This window comes from Haladaptatus sp. HS23, from assembly GCF_056892285.1.
In genome coordinates, this window is the sequence record NZ_JBXGLH010000003.1 from 280786 (window position 1) to 298987 (window position 18202).

Below are 18202 nucleotides of genomic sequence, written 5' to 3' on the forward strand. Positions count from 1 at the left end.
AGCGGTGACTATTGGTCTGCAGAGGTCTCTAAGCCATCCCAACAGCGACCGCACTGCACCACATCCCTCCCAGCCGATTCCTCCGGTCACTGGCGCTCTCTCCGTCATCCCTCGCACGAATCTTCCGGGACGGTTTGGCCGACCGCTGGCCAAACCGTCCCGTCAGCGCGCGCCATCGGCCACGGACGGGCTATGCGCTACCGACTAACCGTACGGCGCGCGAAGGTACACCAATGGTGCGGTGGATGGAGGGGCTAAAAGGGGCCGTGAACGTCCGAGGACTTTCGAGGTCGTCTTTGTAACTGTAATCCCGGAATGACCGAACCTAGCTCGTAGCGAAATATCGGAAAGCAATACTTACACACGAAACCCGAGGTACGAACTCGTGTTCTCGCGTATCGCCGTTACTTCGCCTTGAGGTTGTGGACCACGTCCAACCGCTCCTCCACATCGGCGGTCGGTTCGATGGCCTCCCGAATCGCGTCGGACGGTTTGTACGCCATCGGGGCTTCGTCGCGTACCGATTCGACCACCGATTCGGAGTAGATTCCGTCCATCGCCTCGTCGAACTCGTCCATCGAAATCGTGTCGAAGGCGTCGCCGCGACTCATCGTCCGGCCAGCGCCGTGCGGGGCGGTCGAGTGGTACTCCTCGTTGCCCTTTCCACGGGCAATGACAGATCCGTCGGCCATGTTGAACGGGACGACGAGTCGCTGGCCCTCGCGGGCAGGCGTCGCGCCCTTCCGAATCGTCATGTCACGGAAGTCGATGTAGTTGTGCGTCGATTGGAAGCGCTCAACCGGTTCGACGCCGAGAGCGTCACAGATTGCGTCGCTCATCAGTTCGCGGTTCCAGCGAGCGTACTGCTGGGCGAACAGCATGTCTACGTAGTAGCCGTGTGCTTCCCGGCCGTCCAACCAGTCGAGGTCGTCGTTTCGCTCTTCGTCGGGGCGGAGGTTCGACCCCGAGAGCGTATCGAAGGCGTCCTCGATGTCGCCGCCATCGAAGGCCTCCCGGACGCGTTCCGCTCGGATGTGCGATTCGCCCATGCCGCCTGTGACCCACGTGAAAATCTCGCCGTCGCCCTCCGTTTCGGGGTCGAACTTGAGGAACTTCCCGTAGCCGTCCGGAATCGCGTCCCGTATCTGCTCGGCCGCACGGTAATTCGAGGCGCGTCCCTGCCAGTGTTCGGCGACGGCCTTGCCGAGGTAGCGCGACCCGCTGTGGATGACGAGCCAGTAGTCACCCGACTCCTGACCGCGTGCGAACTCCACGAAGTGGTTGCCGCCACCGAGGGTCCCGGCGCTCTTGATGACGTAGCCCATCCCCTGCCGCTGTCCGGCAAGGACGCGCTCACAGAGCGATTTGAAGTACGCCTTGTCGTAGCCGTCGAAGTCGAATGAGATGGGATCGATGTCCTGGCCGAATCGCTCCCGATAGGCGGCGTCGAATCCATCGAACACTTCGTTCGCCCGCTCGAAAGGAAATTCGTTAACCAGGTGCGGCGCATCGTCGTAGTCGTGAACCTCGCGGCCCATCGGAATGGTGTCGCGGACGCGGCGTTCGCGCTCCGCATCGGAGAGTGGAAGGTCGTCGCCGAGGTTCGTGGCGCACATCCCACAGCCGACGTCCACACCGACGATGTTCGGCACCACGCGGTTCGGGAGCGGCATCGTGAACCCGATGGGCGCACCCGCGCCCCAGTGGGTGTCCGGCATTATCCGAACCGGTTCGGTGAACGCCGGGTGGTCAATGAGCTCCTGAATTTGGGCTAAACAGCCCGATTCGACGAGGCGTTCGTCCTCGACCATCACGCGGGCGGTCGTCCGTGACCCGTTCAACTCGATAGGCATTCTCTATCCGATTCGAAACGTCGCAACGCCATCAAGGTAGCTGAGGTGTGTCACCACGTCCCTTCCGGCTCGAAATCGGGGTCGGTCACGTCCTTATCGCTGTCATATAGATGACATGCGACGGCCCGTCCGTCCACACCCCGTCGTTCCGGGTGTTCCCGCTCGCACACCATCGGAAACCGTTCGGCGAGCAGGTTCGTCGCGTGGGAGACTCTCCCGTCGATTGCGGTTTGGATGGCGTTCGAAACGACTTCTTCGACCTCCCTTTCGTCGAGCGGCCGGGGAATACCGTACTCCCGACGGATTTCCGACCGGAGGTCCGCCCGTGAAACTGATTCTTCCCCGTCGGTTCCACTCGCCACGCGCTCGCGGACGGATTCGAGGCCGAGTTCGTCGTCCCTGAGCGCGACGCGCAGCGAAAACACCGCGTTCCACGTCGATTACGAGAGCGACCACTCCGCCGGCGGAATGACCTTCGAACATCGAGTATGGAAGCGACATCCCGACGGCGGTGAGGCGGGGTCCGGGACGTCGCCGGTCAACTCGACCACCTCGCTCCTGTGGTGCGGGTCGGGTCGCGGAACCGTTTCAAGCAACGCGCTCGTGTTCGAAGGTTCGGACCCAAAATAATCAACGAAATACCATTTCTTTCAGAAAGTATATCTGTCGTCGTTACGGATATTATATCAACGATATTGTAGTATGAGGCACTCAAACGATACTGACGACCCTTCCCCGTCGGAGACGATGCCCGATCCCGACGGCGAGGAGTCCGACCCTGACGACCATGGAGATTCTCAGCCCCGCCCTGATGACACACCTGCCTCCGTGACGGACGGTGACACCCTCGGCAAAAACGTCGACGATGCACTGATCGCCGACGACTTCGACCCCGAAACGGACGACGACCTTCTCGGCGGACTCGACGTCGAGACGAGCGAGGAAATTCCGATTCCCGATCGACTGGTCGACCACGTCATCGGCCAAGATGCGGCACGAGACACCGTGGTAAAAGCGGCAACACAACGCCGCCACGTGATGATGATTGGGACGCCCGGAACCGGGAAGTCGATGCTGGCCAAGGCGATGAGTCAGTTGCTTCCGAAAGAGGAGTTACAGGACGTCCTCGTCTATCACAACCCCGACGACGGAAACGAGCCGTTGGTCCGAACCGTTCCCGCCGGAAAAGGCAGGCAGATAATCGACGCCCACAGGGAGGAGCTTCGAAAACGCGGTCGAATGCGTAAGTTCCTGATGTGGACGGTCATTGCCATCGTCGCCGGATACTCCATCTTCCTCGCGGGCGAGCCGCTGTTTGGTATCATCGCGATCGCGCTCATCTACCTCCTGTTCAACTACAACTCACGAGGAACCGACGGCGTGATTCCGAAGCTGTTGGTGGATAACTCCGAGACGGCCACCGCCCCGTTCGAGGATGCGACCGGAGCTCACGCGGGGGCTATGCTCGGTGACGTGCGCCACGACCCGTTCCAGTCCGGCGGGATGGAGACACCGAGCCACGACCGCGTGGAACCCGGTGCCATCCACAGGGCCAACAAAGGCGTGTTGTTCGTGGACGAAATCAACACCCTCGACGTTCGCAGTCAGCAGAAGCTGATGACGGCGATTCAGGAGGGCGAGTTCTCCATCACTGGCCAATCCGAGCGCTCTTCGGGCGCAATGGTCCATACCGAACCCGTCCCAACCGACTTCGTTCTGGTCGCGGCGGGGAACCTCGATGCCATGGAGCACATGCACCCGGCGCTCCGTTCGCGTATCAAGGGATACGGGTACGAAGTTTACATGAACGACACTATCGATGACACGCCGAAGATGCGCCGCAAGTACGCGCGTTTCGTCACCCAAGAGGTCGAAAAGGACGGGAACCTCCCGCATTTCACCCGTACTGGTATCGAAGAGATCGTTCACGAGGCACAGCGCCGTGCGATGCGCAAGGACCACCTCACGCTGAAACTGCGTGACCTCGGTGGACTGGTGCGCGTTGCAGGCGACATCGCCCGTGCTGAGGACGCTGAATTCACCACGCGTGACCACGTATTGCAGGCGAAACAGCGCTCACGCTCCATCGAACAGCAGATAGCCGACCAGCACATCGAGCGCCGGAAGGACTACGATCTCACTGTCACCAGTGGTGACGTGGTTGGTCGCGTGAACGGTCTGGCGGTCATGGGCGAGGACAGCGGCCGCGTTCTCCCCATCATGACCGAGATTGCGCCGTCGCAGGGGCCAGGTGAGGTCATCGCTACCGGGAAACTACAGGAGATAGCCGAGGAGGCGGTTCAGAACGTCAGCGCTATCATCAAGAAGTTCAGCGACGAGGACATCGAAGGAAAGGACATCCACATCCAGTACGTCCAAACCTACAGCGGCGTCGAAGGTGATTCGGCGTCCGTGACCATGGCGACGGGAGTCATCAGCGCGCTCGAAGACGTCCCCATCGACCAGAGCATCGCCATGACCGGCTCCCTGTCGGTCCGCGGCGACGTGCTCCCGGTCGGTGGCGTCACGCACAAAATCGAAGCCGCCGCGAAGGCCGGCATCGAGACGGTCATCATCCCGAAAGCCAACGAGCAGGACGTGATGATAGAAGAAGAGTACGAGGAGATGGTCGAAATCATCCCCGTCTCGCACATCAGCGAAGTCCTCGAAGTCGCGCTCGTCGGAGAGTCCAAAATCGAACGGCTCACCGCCAAGGTTCGGGACATCACCGGGACGGCGCTCGAACCGTCCGTCGACCCCGGATCGGCGAACCCGAGTACCTAACGCCGTTTCACGAGCTATTTGCTGTTTTACTCGACCGCTACAAAAAACCCGAACTGCTGATTCTACGACCGAAATCCCGCTCTCAGAGGTCCGCTTCGACGCGGAGCTCCTTGTCGGTCACGGTGTCGATGACCTCCCCGGGAACGCTCAGGTCATCGTCATCGATGCTTCCCCATCCGAACGCCTCCAACCACGCTTCACCGAGACTGGGGTCGGGGTCGACGTAGGCTGTGTTGTCCTTCACCTCGGTCACGATTCCGAGTTGTTCGCCCTCCGCGTCCATCAGGAACTTCCCTTCGTCTTCGTCACTGAGCGTTGCCATGTCTGTTTTGTTCATTTCGGACGTATATTCTCTTTGTGGCTATCTGAGCGTATCAATGTGTTCGCGTTAGAGGTCGTAGCCCCACTCACGGAGGATGTCCGCCGCGGTGTCGAGGTTCCGCATGCCCGCGAGATAGATGGCCTCCCGGGCGTCGAGCCGGTAGACGTCGTCGCCGATGAGCGACTCCAACTCTCGCTCCGCGTCCTTAGCCCGGCCGTCAGTTGTGTCCTGCACGAACAGTTGATGGACGCTCTCTCGTTCGTCCTTGACGGTGTCACGACGGAGTATTAACGGTAAGTCTGACCGTTCAAACTGAACGGTGTTACTGCTTGGTGTTTCTGACTCGGAAGTATCTTCAGTCATACCCTCCTCGTCGGCCACTTTCGTCTCTTCTACCTCCGTTTCGTCGTCGCCAAATGGGTCGGATGCGCCGGTTTTCATGCTACCGTCTCCTGTGTGGTGAACTGCTCAGAGATGAATGCCGCCAGCTCATCGAACTTTTCGAGCGTGGTTTTCTCGTACTCCCGCAAGCGGAACTCGTCTTTTTCTGCTAGTTCGAAGATGCTCACTTGGTTCTGCCATGCCTCGCCGAGCATGGACCCGCGTTCGCGTATCGAGACGGGTGCGACGGGAAGGTCCTGTTGCTCGAGTGCATCGAGTACCGACCGCTGGACGTTCGTCCCGCTGACCTTGTTCGGGACGACTCCCAAGATTCCGACTTCGATGTCGCCGAGCGTTTCCTCGATGTTGTTCACTACGTCCCGAAGCCCCTCGACGCTCTGCTCGCCTTTCGCGCTGAGTTCCGCCGGGATGAGGAGGTTCGACGTCGCGTAAATCGAGTTGTAGATGTGTTGCCCGACCGTCGCCGGGGGATCGATGATGAGTACGTCGTAGGCCGACGGAACGTCCGCGTCGGCGAGCACGCGGCGAAGTTGTTTCTCCTTTGGCCAGCGGTAGTTCGCGTCGTGCATCGACTGTTCCATCTCGGCCGCACGCGTGAGATTCTGTTCGAGCGACCCAAGCATGTTGTGCCCCGGAACGAGGTCCAAGTTCTCACCGACGTTCACGATGAGGTCGTCGAACTCGCCGTTCGGCCGTTCGACCATGTGCCGGACGATGTTGTCCACGCTCGCGTCCGAGCGATACTCGTCCGCGCCGAAGTGGTGTGTTAGTCCACCTTCTTGTGGATCCATGTCGATGACGAGTACCCGTTGTCCCCGACGGGCGTGTGCGGCCGCGAGGTTCACGGAGAAGGTCGTCTTCCCGACTCCTCCCGCCTCCGACCAAACCGTATACGGAATCATACACGAATCCCATCGTAAGCAACCCATAAAAATACTAGTCAGACGCACCATACAGTATTACTGGTCAGTAATGCTGAGAAACAATGTTGATCAGTGGTTCTGGAAGTTGTGTCTACTCAGTGCTGTTGAGCAGGTGTTCTTTCGATACTCTCTCAACTTCATTACTGAATAGTACTCTCGAACGATCTCCTCTATCAGTATTACGTAGATTCGAGGAGAAAGCCTCGCCCTTTAGGGCGGGGATGAATCCGACAATCGACTACACAACCCACCGCCGATAGCATAGCCGATATCGGTTAGGTTTAAGGCATGCAACTCTATTACACATGTAATGGTCACGGTGACAGTAACCGCGAAATTCCATCAACCAACTCGGTCACGGCGGCAAGAATGGCAAGACGCCATGCTTGTCTACCGCGACACCAAACAACAGTTGATCAACGGATGGGACTCCGGCGAACTCGGCATGAGCGTGACCACCGCCAGCATTGATAACGGATTGTACTCGGCAGTTCAGAACCAAGCTATTCGGGAAGCAAAAGCCGAGTATAAGCGTGACGGATGGATGGACTACACTGCCGCCCAGCCGTTCGCCACGAACAACCAGAACTGGACACTCGAAACGACCGATAACGGCTCGGTTGTCGTCGGCTTTCCCTGCATTTCGCAGTGGTGGCATACGCCGATTTGTGTCCATGACGAGATTCAAGAACCCGTCGAGCGGATTCTCGACGGCGAAGCGAAGAAATCTCGTCTACAGGTTTACCGCCGTGGTGACAACTGGTTCTGCTCGTTCACCGTCGAATACGATACCGTTCCTGACGGTGAAACGCCGATAGGCGTTGATATTGGCGAGCGGCACATTCTCGCCGTTCACGCCCTTGGGACGGATGAATCAATGCTGGTCTCGGGGAAAGAGGCGCGATATGTGAGGCGGAAATATCGTTCCCTTCGTGATTCGCTGTCAGAAGTGGGAGCACTTCGTGCTCGCAACCACGTTGGTAACAAAGAACACCGCCGTATCCGCGACCTCAATCATACCCTCTCACGTCGGCTCATCGCCTTTGCCGACCAATTCGAAAATCCAGTGATTCGGATTGAAACGCTCGAAGGAATCCGCGACCGTACCGGATGGTCAGGTGTCCATTCGTGGCACTTCCATCAGCTTCAGACGTTCATCACCTACAAGGCTGAACAGGCAGGTATCCGCGTAGAAACGGTTGACCCGGCCTACACCAGCCAGAACTGTTCTTCATGTGGTGAACGCGGCTCGCGGAACCGAGACCATTTCAGCTGTTCGTCGTGTGGCTACGAACGCCACGCTGATTTGAACGCAGCGGCGAACATCGGGAAACGAGAGGGAGAACCATGCACGGCCTAACACTTCGGGTGAGGCGAACCGTGCTCCCTTGCTGGTTGAACAGCCAGCCGTCATCGACGCCCATAGTTGATGGGGAGGAAGGCCGCTTTGACACGGCTCCACGCGCTGTAATGCACACCGTCGGTCATAATTCGGTGGCTACCGTTGACGTTCCACGCGAAAGCGTCCTTGCGAACCGAGGAAACGCGCAACCTCAATATCCTCTTCGAGGAATCCTCGCGCTTTAGCGCGGGGAGGATGTCAATGGCCAGTGTTCCCATCTAATATGTCTTGGGAGTCTTGCCTTCTTATTCTTGGATTCTAGGTGTTTCGGACGCTTTTCGACCAGTTTCGCTTCATCACTTTCCAGCTATTCGGCTCGTCGTCCTCCTCACTCGACCCGTGTCTCACTGCTCAATATGTTCGTATGACCCGACCGTTTGATTTCCCGTTCAGAATCTCCAAACAGTGTTTCCAGTCAGTGTTTCTAATCAGTATTACTATATGGCGGTTCTAAACAGTGCTCTTGAACAATGATATGGGGTGGTCTTCCCAGATGGTTGTTTCATTCGCAATTCCGGCTATCGTGTTCGCACGCACGTCGAGAACTATCGAATCGAAGGTCCTCAGGTCGGCCCGTCTGTAAAATGGACCCGGCTCAGGGTTCCAACACGGCGCGGAACCGGACGTCGTTTTCCATCATTCGCTCGTAGGCGTCGGCGGCGTCGGCGAGGTCGAACGTCTCCACTTCGGGCGTGATGTCCCGGAGAGCGCTGAACTCCAAGGTGTCCTGTGACTCGCGGGCATGGCCGGAGGCCCATCCTCGCACCGCGCCGCGACTGCCGACGAGGTCAGCCCCGGCAACTTCGATAGGTTCACCGGGAACGCCGACGACGACGACTTTCCCGTCCGTGCCGAGGCCGGGGATGACCGACGAAATCGCATCGGCGTTGGGTGCGGTTGCGAGGACCACCTTTGCACCGCCCAATTCCTGCAGTTTCTCCGCCGGGTCGTCCGCTTCGGCGTCGATGAAATGGTCGGCACCCAACTCGCGTGCGTACTCCTCCTTGTCGGTGCCGCGCGAGATGGCGACCGTCTCGAACCCGGCCTGTCGGGCGTACTGTACGCCGAGGTGTCCCAAGCCACCGATACCCTGTATCGCGACCACATCGCCCGGTCGGGCGTCGGTGTGTCGGAGCGCGTTGTACGTCGTGATTCCCGCACAGAGGAGCGGCGCGGCGTCCGTCGCGTCGAGTTCGTCGGGGACGTCCGCAAGCGCCTCGGCGTTGACCGCTGCGTATTCGGCGTACCCGCCGTCCACCGTCACGCCGTGGATGTCCGCGTTCTCACACTGCTGGAACTCGCCGCGGCGACAGGCCTCACAGGTGAAACAGTGACCCGCGTGCCAACCGGCACCCACACGGTCGCCCTCCTCCCACAGCTCCACGTCCTCGCCGACCGCATCGACGCGGCCGACGATTTCGTGGCCGGGAATCCGCGGATAGGAGAGGCCGGGATAGCCACCCTCCTTCGCATAGGCGTCGCTGTGACAGACGCCGCAGGCTTCCACTTCGACGCGAACCTCGGTGGCACTCGGTTCAGGAACGTCGCGTTCCACGAGTTCGAACTCCCCTCCCGGTTCGTCCACTTCGACCGCTCGCATCGTCTCTGGCATATCACCTCGGTTCACGGTTTCGAGACGCATAAGTGGAAATGCCAACCGCATCGGAAACCGGAAATCTCCGCCGATTTTCCGTCGGTTGCCGCGTCGGAAGAACAGTACAACGTTGACCGCTGTCGTCAAATTTACCGCCCCGCCGCGAGTGGTTTTCGACGAGGAATCTACTTTCGTGTCGAAAAACTGGCGGTCGGTTGCGACGGTTACCGGGTGGCAAACCGCGGCAAGCCTCTGCTATTACAGTATCTTCGCCGCGACAGGCATCGTCCGCGACGCCTTCTCCCTGTCGGCATCGAGCGTCGGCTTTTTCCTGACGGCGGCGCTGTTCGGCTACACGCTCGCGCTTTTTCCGAGCGGTGCAGCCGTGGACGGGTACGGCGAAAAACGCGTGATGGTCGTGGGATTGGCGGGCCTCGCCGTCGCCACCGTCGGCGTTTCCGTCGCCACTTCCTACGCGTGGCTGCTCGTCGCGGGTGTCGTGTTGGGCGCAGCCTACTCGTCTGCGATGCCCGCATCGAATCGAGGCATTATCGCCAGCGCACCGGACGGACGACAGAACCTCGCCATGGGACTGAAACAGGTCGGCGTCACGGCCGGGAGCGGGGTCGCCTCGCTCGTCATCACCGGCGTTGCGGCCATCGCGGCGTGGCAACTCGGCTTCTGGGTCATCGCGGTCCTCGCGGGCGGCTACGCGCTCGGGTTCGCCACCGTCTATGGCGGGTCGTCCGGCGACGGACGGATGTCGCGGCCGGACTTCTCCGAACTCCGGTCGAACGGGCCGTATCTGTTGCTCGCCGCCGCTGGGTTCTTCCTCGGTGCGTCCATCTTCGCCATGCTTGGCTACATCGTACTCTACGTCGTGGACGGACTCGGCAAAACGACCGCCGTCGGCGGTATCGTGTTGGCGCTCACGCAAGTCATGGGAAGCGCCGCCCGCATCGGTGCCGGAACCGCCGCCGACAGACTCGGCGGTGCCCGCGGCTCAGCGACCGTTGCCCTCGTGCAAATCGCGGGCGGCGTCGTCCTGTTCGCCGCGCTCGCGGTTGGTATCTCGTCGTTCCCCCTCGCACTCGTCGTGTTCGCCGGACTCGGCCTCTCGATTTACGGTTCGACCGGTGTGTTCTACTCCTGTCTGAGCAACCTCGTTGATGGCGACGACATCGGGGCCGCGACGGCGGGCGGACAGACCGCCATCAACGTCGGCGGACTCGTCGCACCACCCGTCTTCGGCCTGGTGGTCGAACGGTCGGGGTATGGAACCGGGTGGGAACTGTTGGCCGGGTTGACCTGCGTCGCGGCGGTACTCCTCGTCGTCGTTCGTCGCTCGGCGTGACTACCTGACCAATTCGGCTATCGCATCCGCCGCTTCCCGATTCGACTCCGCTACACCCTGCAGAAAGCCGAACACGCTCCCAGCACTCCACGCCGCCGGAATACACGCGTCCGGATGGCGAACCGTCCCCACCGACAGGTCCCCGTCGAAGCCGACCATGAGTTCCGGGAAGCCAAGGCGGTCCGGGAAGTCCGCCCGAACCGTGTCGGACAGTGCCGTAAGCCCCGATACGGCGAGCGATTCGGCGGCTTCGCGGTGCCCGCGTTCCGCGAACCCCATCGCGGCGATGCTCGTGTCGTGCGGCCAGACGCTCCCGCGATGGTACGAGAGCGGGTCGAACGAATCGTGCGACGCCGCGAACGTTCGAAGCCCCGCCGACGTGAGCATGTCGTCGCTCGTCAGTCGCTCCGCGACCTGCGCGACTCGCTCGTCGCTCCCTAATCCGCCCCAAATCGCGTGCCCCTGATTCGACGCGACGCTCGGGATGACGCCTCGGTCGTCCATTCCCAGCGCGTAACATTTTTCCTCGGGAAGCCACAGTCGCTCCTCGAACGTCGCTGCGAGCGTTTTCGCGGCGTCGTCGCATGCTCTCGCGAGCGCCGAATCGTCCCGACGCTCGGCGAGCGGCGCGAACCGCGTCAGCGCGCGGAAGGCGTACCCTTGGACCTCCGCGAGTGCAATTGACCCCTGTGCGGGCGTTCCGTCGGGATGCGAGAGCGCCTCGGCGCTGTCCTTCCATCCGAGATGGGTGAGTCCAAGCGGGTGGTCGTGCGGTTCGTAGAAGAGGAGTCCCTCATCGTCCAGTTCGTCCAGGGTCCACTCGACGGCCGCCTTGGCGTGGGGGTACACCGAATCGAACAGCGAATCGTCGTCGGTTTCCGTCACCGTGTCCGAGAACAGCGCGGCGAACAGCGGCGTCGCGTCGACCGTTCCGTAGTAGGGTGTCCGGACGCTATCGCCGATGGCCGGAAGGTCGCCGTGCCGTTTCTCGTGCATGATGCGGCCGGGCGCTTCGAGCGTCGCGTCGTCGGTTTCCGTTCCCTGCTCGTCGGCTAAAAACCGGAGCGTTCGCTCCGCGACGCTCGAATCGAACGGTAGGAGTTGATAACTAACGACTATCGAGTCCCGTCCGAACGGCGCGAGGAATCGCGGCGCGCCCGCCGCCGGGACGCCACACGGGAGCATTAGCGCGCCAAGCGTTCTCGCGGCGCGTTCTACGAGTCGCTCGTACTGCGGGTAATCGACGTTTACCTCGATTTCGGGCGTCTCCCGCCGTCCGTCCGGGAGGTCGACGTCGAGTTCGACCGTGCGCGTCGATGCGGGGGGAACCGTCACGGTGGCCGAAAACGTCGCCGACTCGTCGCCGACAGTCGCTTCGAGAGCGGACTCCGACCCGACTTTCACTCGTCGTTCCGTTCCGTCCGCGAGGGTTCCCACGAACGTACAACCGGTCGCGTGCTCTTCCACCGTTATCAGTCTGTCTTGGTTTTTCCGTGGCGAGAAGAACGCCGGAATCTCGAAGATGTGGCCGAAATCCGGTGTGAGGTCGAACGTGATTCCGATTTCCCGTGTGGTTCGAGTGTTGTTCGTGAGTCGAACCGTGGCGGTGACGCCCGTCTCCGTCAGTTCGAGGCGTTTGCCGAGCATCCACAGTCGCTGCTCGCCACGGCCGGTTCCGACGGTCGGACTGGCGAGAGTCGTCGTCACGCCGCGGTCGCGGGACTCGCGGCCGAGGACGGCCCACTCGTCTCCGTCTCCGACCTCGATTTCGAGAGAGGATAGGTAGCGATGGTCGGATTCGTACACGCCGGTTTCGGGCGTTTCGGGGGTAACGTTCCCACGCGAGTCCACGATGACCTGTCGGCCGGAATCCACGGCGAGCGCACAGTCGTCGGGTAGCATCAGGCGTCCGCCTCCTCGTCGTTGGGGTAACTCACTGTTTCGATGATGATTCGGTCAGCCTCCATGTCTTCGAGGACGGCACCCCAGCCACCGATGCCGTATTCGCCATCGTCCGTCCCGATGACGATGGTCGCCTGCCCCGCGAGCGAGGAGAGCGAGGGTGTCTGTGTCGCGTCCCGAAGGTCTCCGTTGGCATACAACACGTCCGTGATTTCCCCGGTGAGCGCCACGACGTTTCGTTTTCCCCGCTCTCGACCTCTGGCCGTGGCGGTGATGGTCGCATCCTCCTTGAGGAGCGGCGCGATGTCCCGAATGCAGCGCCGAATGTTCACGTATTCGGCGGGGAGCGTCTCGCTGTGGCTCGTGTGGACGATGGGCCACGATTCCCAGAGCGCGGCCTCGAAATACCAGTGAAAGACGTACGAGAGCGTCTCGTCTTCGAACACCGCGCCGTACTGCTCCACCGGGTCGGTGTGCGGTGCAAAGCAGGTTATCTTCCGGTCCACGAGGGCGAGGAACGGCGCGGGAAGGTGGCGGTGGCGCGCTTCCGTGACGACGCTGTCCAATTCCTCCTCGGTCGGGAGGTCAGTCGGTTGTTCGTGACTCGTGTTGAGCGACACGGAGACGAAGACATCGTTCTCATGGCAGGTTTCGAGGGCGGGGGCGAGCGCCTCGTACTGTTCGGGCGTCACCGACAGTTGCACCTGATTGGTGGCGTCCTGTATCGCTTCCTCGGCCCGTTCGATGACCGTCTCGACCCGCTTGAGGACGCTGATTCTGTGGCCGCCGACGCCGGCCTGCTGCCACCGATTTCGAATCTCGGTGGCCGTGTTCGTGAGGGTTTCTGCCCGCGATTGGAGGTTCTGGAGCACGTTCGTCGGTTCGCTGGCCCGCGCACGCAGTGCGTCCTGTTTGTACGTCTCCACGTAGCCGCCCTCCTCCAAATCCCGGAGTACGTCGTAAATCCGCGACCGCGGAACGTCCGCCTGCTCCGCGAGCGATGTCGCGGACGCGCTCCCGAGGGAGAGGAGGGTGACGTACGCGTCGATTTGGTACGTCGACAGCCCCGTCTCTCGGAGTCCGTTGCGAAGTTCGTCGGTGTCCATCTGTGTATCCCTTACCATCCTACCAAGTTGAATCTTCTAACCGAATCTCGGAATTGTCCCTCGTGCCGACCATACAAATTCTCATATTCACTCCTGTATCAAACCTATGAGCAAGATTTATATATGTCTTATTCTTCATGGTTGAGTAGGACAGAGTTCCTATGACAGGAGACCACAAACACGGGGAAAAAACGCGGCGTACGGTGCTGAAATCACTCGGCGGAGCGGCCGGCGTAACGGCTCTCGCCGGTTGTCTCGGCAGTCTTGGCGGTAGTGGTGACGACAGTAAATCCAAGGACATCACTTTCTGGACGAGCAACGTGGAGAACGACCGCAAGAAGGTCATCAACGGCATCCTCGACTCGTTCGAATCGAGCCACGAAGCGAAGGTCACGATGAACGCGGTCAAGGAAGACGACCTGCCGACCCGGATTTCGTCGGCCCGCGCATCCGACACGCTCCCGACCGTCGCGGAGTTCGGCCTCTCGCCGATGCAAAAGCTCGGCAGCGGTGGTCTCCTCTCGACGAAAGCGGCCGACGACGTCATCAGCTCTGTCGGTAAAGACAAGTTCTACAAAGGCGCACTCGACCTCACGAAAGCGCCCGACGGTGGCCATTATGCGATTCCGATGTACGGGTGGGTCGAGGGGATGTGGTTCCGAAAGAGCGTCTTGGAAAAGAATAACCTGAAACAGCCGACGACGTGGGACGCCATGCTGAAGGCGGCGAAGACGCTCCACAAGCCAGATAAGAACCAATACGGTATCGTCGTCGGCACGAAGAAGACGGCGTTCGCCCGCCAGTGCTTCACGCCCTTTGCCCGCTCGAACGGCGCACGCGTGTTCGATAAGGAGGGCAACATCGTCTTCGACAGCAAGGAGATGATAGAGGCGCTCGATTTCTACGGCAAACTCTCGAAATACACGCCGCCGGGTAAGGACACGTGGAAGACTGCAAACAACACGTACCTCAACGAGCAGTCACACGTCATCCAGTACTCGACGTTCATCATGGGCGACCTCGTGGACAAGGGCGAGAAGATGGTGAAAGACACCGGCTTCGCCCCGTACGTCGAACACAAACGGAAGAGTTCGTTCGGTCAAATCGTCGGTCTCAACCTTTTCGAGTCGGCCTCGAAGGGCCAGCTCGAATCCGGAAAAACGCTGTGTGAGTACATGATGAATGACAAGTACGTCGAATGGCTCCACATGGCCCCCGGCGGAATGAACCCCGTCCTCAAGAAAACTGCGAGCAGCGACGAGTTCAAAGACAATGAGACGCTGAAAGCGTGGGGCTCGACGGTCGAGGACGTGTCGGCCGCCTTCGAGAACATCGAGCGCTTCGGCTACGTCGACGGCAAGGCGTTCCCCGAACTCGGAAACATCACGAACAAGTTCCTCATCGCCGAGGCCATCTCCCGCGTGACCGACGGCGAGAGCGCCGACACCGTCGCCAAGGAGCAGGCGAAGAAGATGCGCGACGCCGTCAAGGAGTAATCGGCGCTCGCTCGAAACCGACCATGACCCCATTTCACTCATGAGTTTAGCAAATCGTACGAAGCTGTCGTTGGACGGCGATTACACCGTCGAGCAGAAGGAGGCCATCCTCGGCTACCTGCTCATCGCACCGGCGCTGTTGTTGGTCGCCGCGGTCATCGTGTATCCCGTCCTTTACAACGTTTACCTGAGCTTTACCAACGTCCCCCTGTCGCCCGACGCTTCCCCGACGTGGGTCGGTCTCGAACACTACCGAACCCTCCTTTCGAGCGGTGAGTTCTGGGCGGCGCTCAAAACGACGGTCATATTCACGCTCCTCAGTGACGTGCTCGCGACCGTCGGCGGCCTCGGCGTCGCAATCCTGTTCAACCGAAAGTTCCGCGGCCGTCGCCTCGTTCGCGGTCTCATGTTGTTGCCGTACGTCGCCCCGCTCATCGCGGTGGCCTACGTCTGGCAGTGGCTGTTGGACCCGCTGTACGGCATGGTTCCGTACTTCTTCAGCAATGTCCTTGGCATCTACGGCGGGGACATCGACCTGCTGAACAACGCGAAAACCGCACTCTGGACGGTCATCGCCTTCGACGCGTGGCGCTACTTCCCGTTCGCGTTCCTGATGATAATCGCTCGACTGCAAGCGATTCCGAGCGACATGTACGAGGCGGCGAAGATAGACGGCGCTGGCTACATCGCCCGGTTCAAGGATATCACCCTCGCCGAGTTGAAGTACGTCCTCGCCACCGTCTTCCTGCTTCGCTGGATTTGGAACTTCAACAAGTTCGCCGACATCTGGCTGCTGACCAAGAAGGTGAACACCCTGTCACTGTACGCCTACCAGACGGCGTTCGCGAACTACAACCACGGGCAGGCGGCTGCCATCGCGATGGTGCTGTTCGTCGCGCTGATGGTGTTCGTCCTCGTGTACGTCAGCTGGATTCTGGAGTGGTAACACATGATACAAACGATACTCGCTACGGTATCCGAGGGCTTCGGTAACGCCTTCGGGCGAAGTCGCATCGAAACCAGCCTGTGGGAACGGGTCGTGTTCTACGGGGCGATAGCGCTGACGCTGTTCGTCTCGCTCCTCCCGTTCTACTGGATGGTCGTCACGAGTTTCATGCCGGAGAGCGCGATTTACTCGCTCCCGCCGTCGTTCGTGCCACAGGACCTGACGCTGAAACACTACCAGAGCGTTTTCAGCCCCGAGACGTTCCCGTTCGTCACCTACTTCAAAAACAGCCTCATCATCTCGGTGATAACCGCGGGAATGTCCGTCGTCGTCGCGACGTTCGGCGCGTACAGTTTCGCCCGCTTGAACTACCCCGGACGGGGGCTGTTCTCGCGCGGCGTCCTGCTCGTGTACATGTTCTCGGGCATTCTGCTGGTCGTCCCGCTGTTCAAAATCATCGTCTGGATGGGACTCGTGGACAACCTCGGCAGTCTGGTCGTCACGTACCTCGTCCAGACGCTTCCGGTGTCGCTGTACATGCTCGGGAACTACTTCCGGAGCGTCCCGCCGGAAATCGAGGAGGCGGCGATGATGGACGGCTATTCGCGGTTGGAAGTCATCTTCCGCATCACGCTCCCGCTGTCGGCACCCGCCATCGTGGCCGTGTTCATCTACACGTACATGATCGCGTGGAACGAGTACCTCTTCGCCAGCATCTTCCTCCGGACCCAGTCGACGTTCACGCTTCCCATCGGTTTGGACGCGCTCTCGTCCGGGTTCCACCAGGTGTGGGGACAGATAATGGCCGCATCGCTGCTGACGAGCATCCCGATAATCATCATGTTCGTGTACCTCGAAAAATACATGGTCGAAGGCCTCACCTTCGGCTCGGTGGAGGGCTAATCCATGTCCTCTGAAGCCACCGAAATCGACGCCGAGTCGGCGTCCAGTACGGAAACGAACCGGTCTGCGGTCGAGACGAAGCAGGCCGGTATCACGCTCTCGGACATCGAAAAGTCCTACGGGGACGTGTTAGCCGTCGAGGGCCTCTCGCTCGACATCGAACCGGGCGAGTTCTTGGTCCTCCTCGGCCCGTCCGGGTGTGGGAAATCGACCACGCTCCGGATGATAGCCGGACTCGAAACGCCGACCGGCGGACGCATCGACATCGGCGACGAGGAGGTCACGCGAACGCTCCCGCAGGAGCGCGGCCTCTCGATGGTGTTCCAAAGCTACGCGCTCTACCCGCACAAGACCGTCCGCGGCAACCTCGAATTCCCGCTCGGGAAGATGGACGTCACGGACGAGGAACGCGACGCGAAGGTCGAGCACACGGCTGAACTCCTCGAAATCGAGGACCTCCTCGAAAAGAAACCCGGCCAACTGTCGGGCGGCCAGCGACAGCGCGTCGCAGTGGGCCGCACCATCATCCGTGAACCGAAGGCGTTCCTGATGGACGAACCGCTGTCGAACTTGGACGCGCAACTCCGGGTTCGAACGCGCTTCGAGATTCGTGAACTCCAGCAGGAACTGGGAACGACCACCGTCTACGTCACCCACGACCAGGAAGAGGCGATGAGCGTCGCCGACCGAATCGCCGTGATGAACGACGGTGAACTGCGACAGGTCGGAACGCCCGAGGAGATTTACAAGACGCCGACCAACGAGTTCGTCGCCGGTTTCATCGGCAACCCACCGATGAACTTCTTCGACGTGGTCGTCGACGACGGCGTCGCGCTCCTGCCGAACGGCGACGCCCTCTCGCTCGACGCGGGGCTTCCCGACGATACCGAAACGCTCGGCGTTCGGCCCGAGGACGTGCATTTGCTCGAAACGCTCGGCGAGGACGTGGCGAACGTCTCCCGACCGGATTCGGAGAACCTGACGAACGCCATGACCTGTTCCGTGCAGGTCATCGAACCGCTCGGCAACGCTTACGAACTCGAACTCGCGAGCGGTGACGACACCTTCATCGCTCGGATTCGGGCGCTTCCGGAGGGCATCTCCCCCGGTGCGAACGTCGAGGCGGCGTTCGACCGGACGGAACTCCACGCGTTCGACGCGACGGGGGAGGCGATTCGATGAACCGAACTGCCGAGTACGACAACGGAGGTGAGA

The 18202-nt window shown here is 60.7% G+C and carries 16 protein-coding genes; 7 read left to right on the forward strand and 9 right to left on the reverse strand.

Annotated elements, in window-relative coordinates:
• Positions 1–404: 404 nt before the first annotated feature.
• The 3 genes from AC1XDK_RS11830 to AC1XDK_RS11840 are packed head-to-tail and all read right to left on the reverse strand — an operon-like array spanning position 405 to position 2404.
• Positions 405–1853: an RtcB family protein gene (locus AC1XDK_RS11830; protein ID WP_483350101.1), complete on the reverse strand. Its 1449-nt coding sequence runs from the start codon at positions 1851–1853 to the stop codon at positions 405–407.
• Positions 1854–1903: 50 nt separating this feature from the next.
• Entirely contained in the window at positions 1904–2278 is a 375-nt protein-coding gene (locus tag AC1XDK_RS11835; RefSeq protein ID WP_483350102.1) for a hypothetical protein, read from the reverse strand.
• A gap of 15 nt (positions 2279–2293) precedes the next feature.
• Entirely contained in the window at positions 2294–2404 is a 111-nt protein-coding gene (locus tag AC1XDK_RS11840; RefSeq protein WP_483350251.1) for a hypothetical protein, read from the reverse strand.
• Positions 2405–2555: 151 nt separating this feature from the next.
• Between AC1XDK_RS11840 and lonB the strand changes: the two genes are divergently transcribed.
• The gene (gene lonB / locus AC1XDK_RS11845; protein WP_483350103.1) at positions 2556–4637 is read left to right on the forward strand and encodes an ATP-dependent protease LonB; all 2082 of its coding nucleotides are present in this window, start codon (positions 2556–2558) and stop codon (positions 4635–4637) included.
• Positions 4638–4719: 82 nt separating this feature from the next.
• Here the strand turns inward: lonB and AC1XDK_RS11850 are convergent, their stop codons facing one another.
• From AC1XDK_RS11850 to AC1XDK_RS11860, 3 genes are all read right to left on the reverse strand, one after another.
• A complete protein-coding gene (locus AC1XDK_RS11850; RefSeq protein ID WP_483350104.1) occupies positions 4720–4959 on the reverse strand; it encodes a hypothetical protein in 240 nt (79 codons plus the stop codon).
• A gap of 66 nt (positions 4960–5025) precedes the next feature.
• The gene (locus AC1XDK_RS11855; RefSeq protein ID WP_483350105.1) at positions 5026–5400 is read right to left on the reverse strand and encodes a DUF7970 domain-containing protein; all 375 of its coding nucleotides are present in this window, start codon (positions 5398–5400) and stop codon (positions 5026–5028) included.
• Positions 5397–6263: a ParA family protein gene (locus AC1XDK_RS11860; protein ID WP_483350106.1), complete on the reverse strand. Its 867-nt coding sequence runs from the start codon at positions 6261–6263 to the stop codon at positions 5397–5399. The genes AC1XDK_RS11855 and AC1XDK_RS11860 overlap by 4 nt, the downstream gene beginning before the upstream one ends.
• A gap of 331 nt (positions 6264–6594) precedes the next feature.
• Between AC1XDK_RS11860 and AC1XDK_RS11865 the strand changes: the two genes are divergently transcribed.
• On the forward strand, positions 6595–7644 hold the full coding sequence (locus AC1XDK_RS11865) for an RNA-guided endonuclease InsQ/TnpB family protein (RefSeq protein ID WP_483350107.1): 1050 nt from the start codon (positions 6595–6597) through the stop codon (positions 7642–7644).
• A 637-nt stretch (positions 7645–8281) separates the two neighbouring features.
• On the opposite strand, the gene AC1XDK_RS11870 is transcribed toward AC1XDK_RS11865, so the two are convergent.
• Complete coding sequence (locus tag AC1XDK_RS11870) at positions 8282–9298, reverse strand: alcohol dehydrogenase (protein ID WP_483350108.1); 1017 nt, start codon at positions 9296–9298, stop codon at positions 8282–8284.
• 175 nt (positions 9299–9473) lie between these two features.
• On the opposite strand from AC1XDK_RS11870, the gene AC1XDK_RS11875 reads away from it, so the two are divergent.
• Complete coding sequence (locus tag AC1XDK_RS11875) at positions 9474–10634, forward strand: MFS transporter (RefSeq protein ID WP_483350109.1); 1161 nt, start codon at positions 9474–9476, stop codon at positions 10632–10634.
• Here the strand turns inward: AC1XDK_RS11875 and AC1XDK_RS11880 are convergent, their stop codons facing one another.
• Both AC1XDK_RS11880 and AC1XDK_RS11885 read right to left on the reverse strand, forming a co-directional pair.
• Positions 10635–12536, reverse strand: coding sequence for an MGH1-like glycoside hydrolase domain-containing protein (locus tag AC1XDK_RS11880; RefSeq protein WP_483350110.1), 1902 nt, complete (start codon positions 12534–12536; stop codon positions 10635–10637).
• The gene (locus AC1XDK_RS11885; protein WP_483350111.1) at positions 12536–13642 is read right to left on the reverse strand and encodes a TrmB family transcriptional regulator; all 1107 of its coding nucleotides are present in this window, start codon (positions 13640–13642) and stop codon (positions 12536–12538) included. The genes AC1XDK_RS11880 and AC1XDK_RS11885 overlap by 1 nt, the downstream gene beginning before the upstream one ends.
• A gap of 161 nt (positions 13643–13803) precedes the next feature.
• Between AC1XDK_RS11885 and AC1XDK_RS11890 the strand changes: the two genes are divergently transcribed.
• From AC1XDK_RS11890 to AC1XDK_RS11905, 4 genes are read left to right on the forward strand one after another with little or no spacing between them, the layout of a single operon-like run.
• Positions 13804–15138 (forward strand): ABC transporter substrate-binding protein, encoded by a 1335-nt coding sequence (locus tag AC1XDK_RS11890; protein ID WP_483350112.1) that lies wholly within the window; start codon positions 13804–13806, stop codon positions 15136–15138.
• Between the two features lie 40 nt (positions 15139–15178).
• Entirely contained in the window at positions 15179–16084 is a 906-nt protein-coding gene (locus AC1XDK_RS11895) for a carbohydrate ABC transporter permease (protein WP_483350113.1), read from the forward strand.
• A 3-nt stretch (positions 16085–16087) separates the two neighbouring features.
• Positions 16088–16987, forward strand: coding sequence for a carbohydrate ABC transporter permease (locus tag AC1XDK_RS11900; RefSeq protein WP_483350114.1), 900 nt, complete (start codon positions 16088–16090; stop codon positions 16985–16987).
• A 3-nt stretch (positions 16988–16990) separates the two neighbouring features.
• On the forward strand, positions 16991–18169 hold the full coding sequence (locus tag AC1XDK_RS11905) for an ABC transporter ATP-binding protein (RefSeq protein WP_483350115.1): 1179 nt from the start codon (positions 16991–16993) through the stop codon (positions 18167–18169).
• The last annotated feature ends 33 nt before the right edge of the window (positions 18170–18202 follow it).

Bases quoted from the DNA above. Each gene is read 5' to 3' on its own strand.
- AC1XDK_RS11830 (WP_483350101.1), bottom strand. From the start codon at position 1,853: ATGCCTATCGAGTTGAACGGGTCACGGACGACCGCCCGCGTGATGGTC.
- lonB (WP_483350103.1), top strand. From the start codon at position 2,556: ATGAGGCACTCAAACGATACTGACGACCCTTCCCCGTCGGAGACGATG.
- AC1XDK_RS11850 (WP_483350104.1), bottom strand. From the start codon at position 4,959: ATGGCAACGCTCAGTGACGAAGACGAAGGGAAGTTCCTGATGGACGCG.
- AC1XDK_RS11855 (WP_483350105.1), bottom strand. From the start codon at position 5,400: ATGAAAACCGGCGCATCCGACCCATTTGGCGACGACGAAACGGAGGTA.
- AC1XDK_RS11860 (WP_483350106.1), bottom strand. From the start codon at position 6,263: ATGATTCCGTATACGGTTTGGTCGGAGGCGGGAGGAGTCGGGAAGACG.
- AC1XDK_RS11865 (WP_483350107.1), top strand. From the start codon at position 6,595: ATGGTCACGGTGACAGTAACCGCGAAATTCCATCAACCAACTCGGTCA.
- AC1XDK_RS11870 (WP_483350108.1), bottom strand. From the start codon at position 9,298: ATGCCAGAGACGATGCGAGCGGTCGAAGTGGACGAACCGGGAGGGGAG.
- AC1XDK_RS11880 (WP_483350110.1), bottom strand. From the start codon at position 12,536: ATGCTACCCGACGACTGTGCGCTCGCCGTGGATTCCGGCCGACAGGTC.
- AC1XDK_RS11885 (WP_483350111.1), bottom strand. From the start codon at position 13,642: ATGGACACCGACGAACTTCGCAACGGACTCCGAGAGACGGGGCTGTCG.
- AC1XDK_RS11890 (WP_483350112.1), top strand. From the start codon at position 13,804: ATGACAGGAGACCACAAACACGGGGAAAAAACGCGGCGTACGGTGCTG.
- AC1XDK_RS11895 (WP_483350113.1), top strand. From the start codon at position 15,179: ATGAGTTTAGCAAATCGTACGAAGCTGTCGTTGGACGGCGATTACACC.
- AC1XDK_RS11900 (WP_483350114.1), top strand. From the start codon at position 16,088: ATGATACAAACGATACTCGCTACGGTATCCGAGGGCTTCGGTAACGCC.
- AC1XDK_RS11905 (WP_483350115.1), top strand. From the start codon at position 16,991: ATGTCCTCTGAAGCCACCGAAATCGACGCCGAGTCGGCGTCCAGTACG.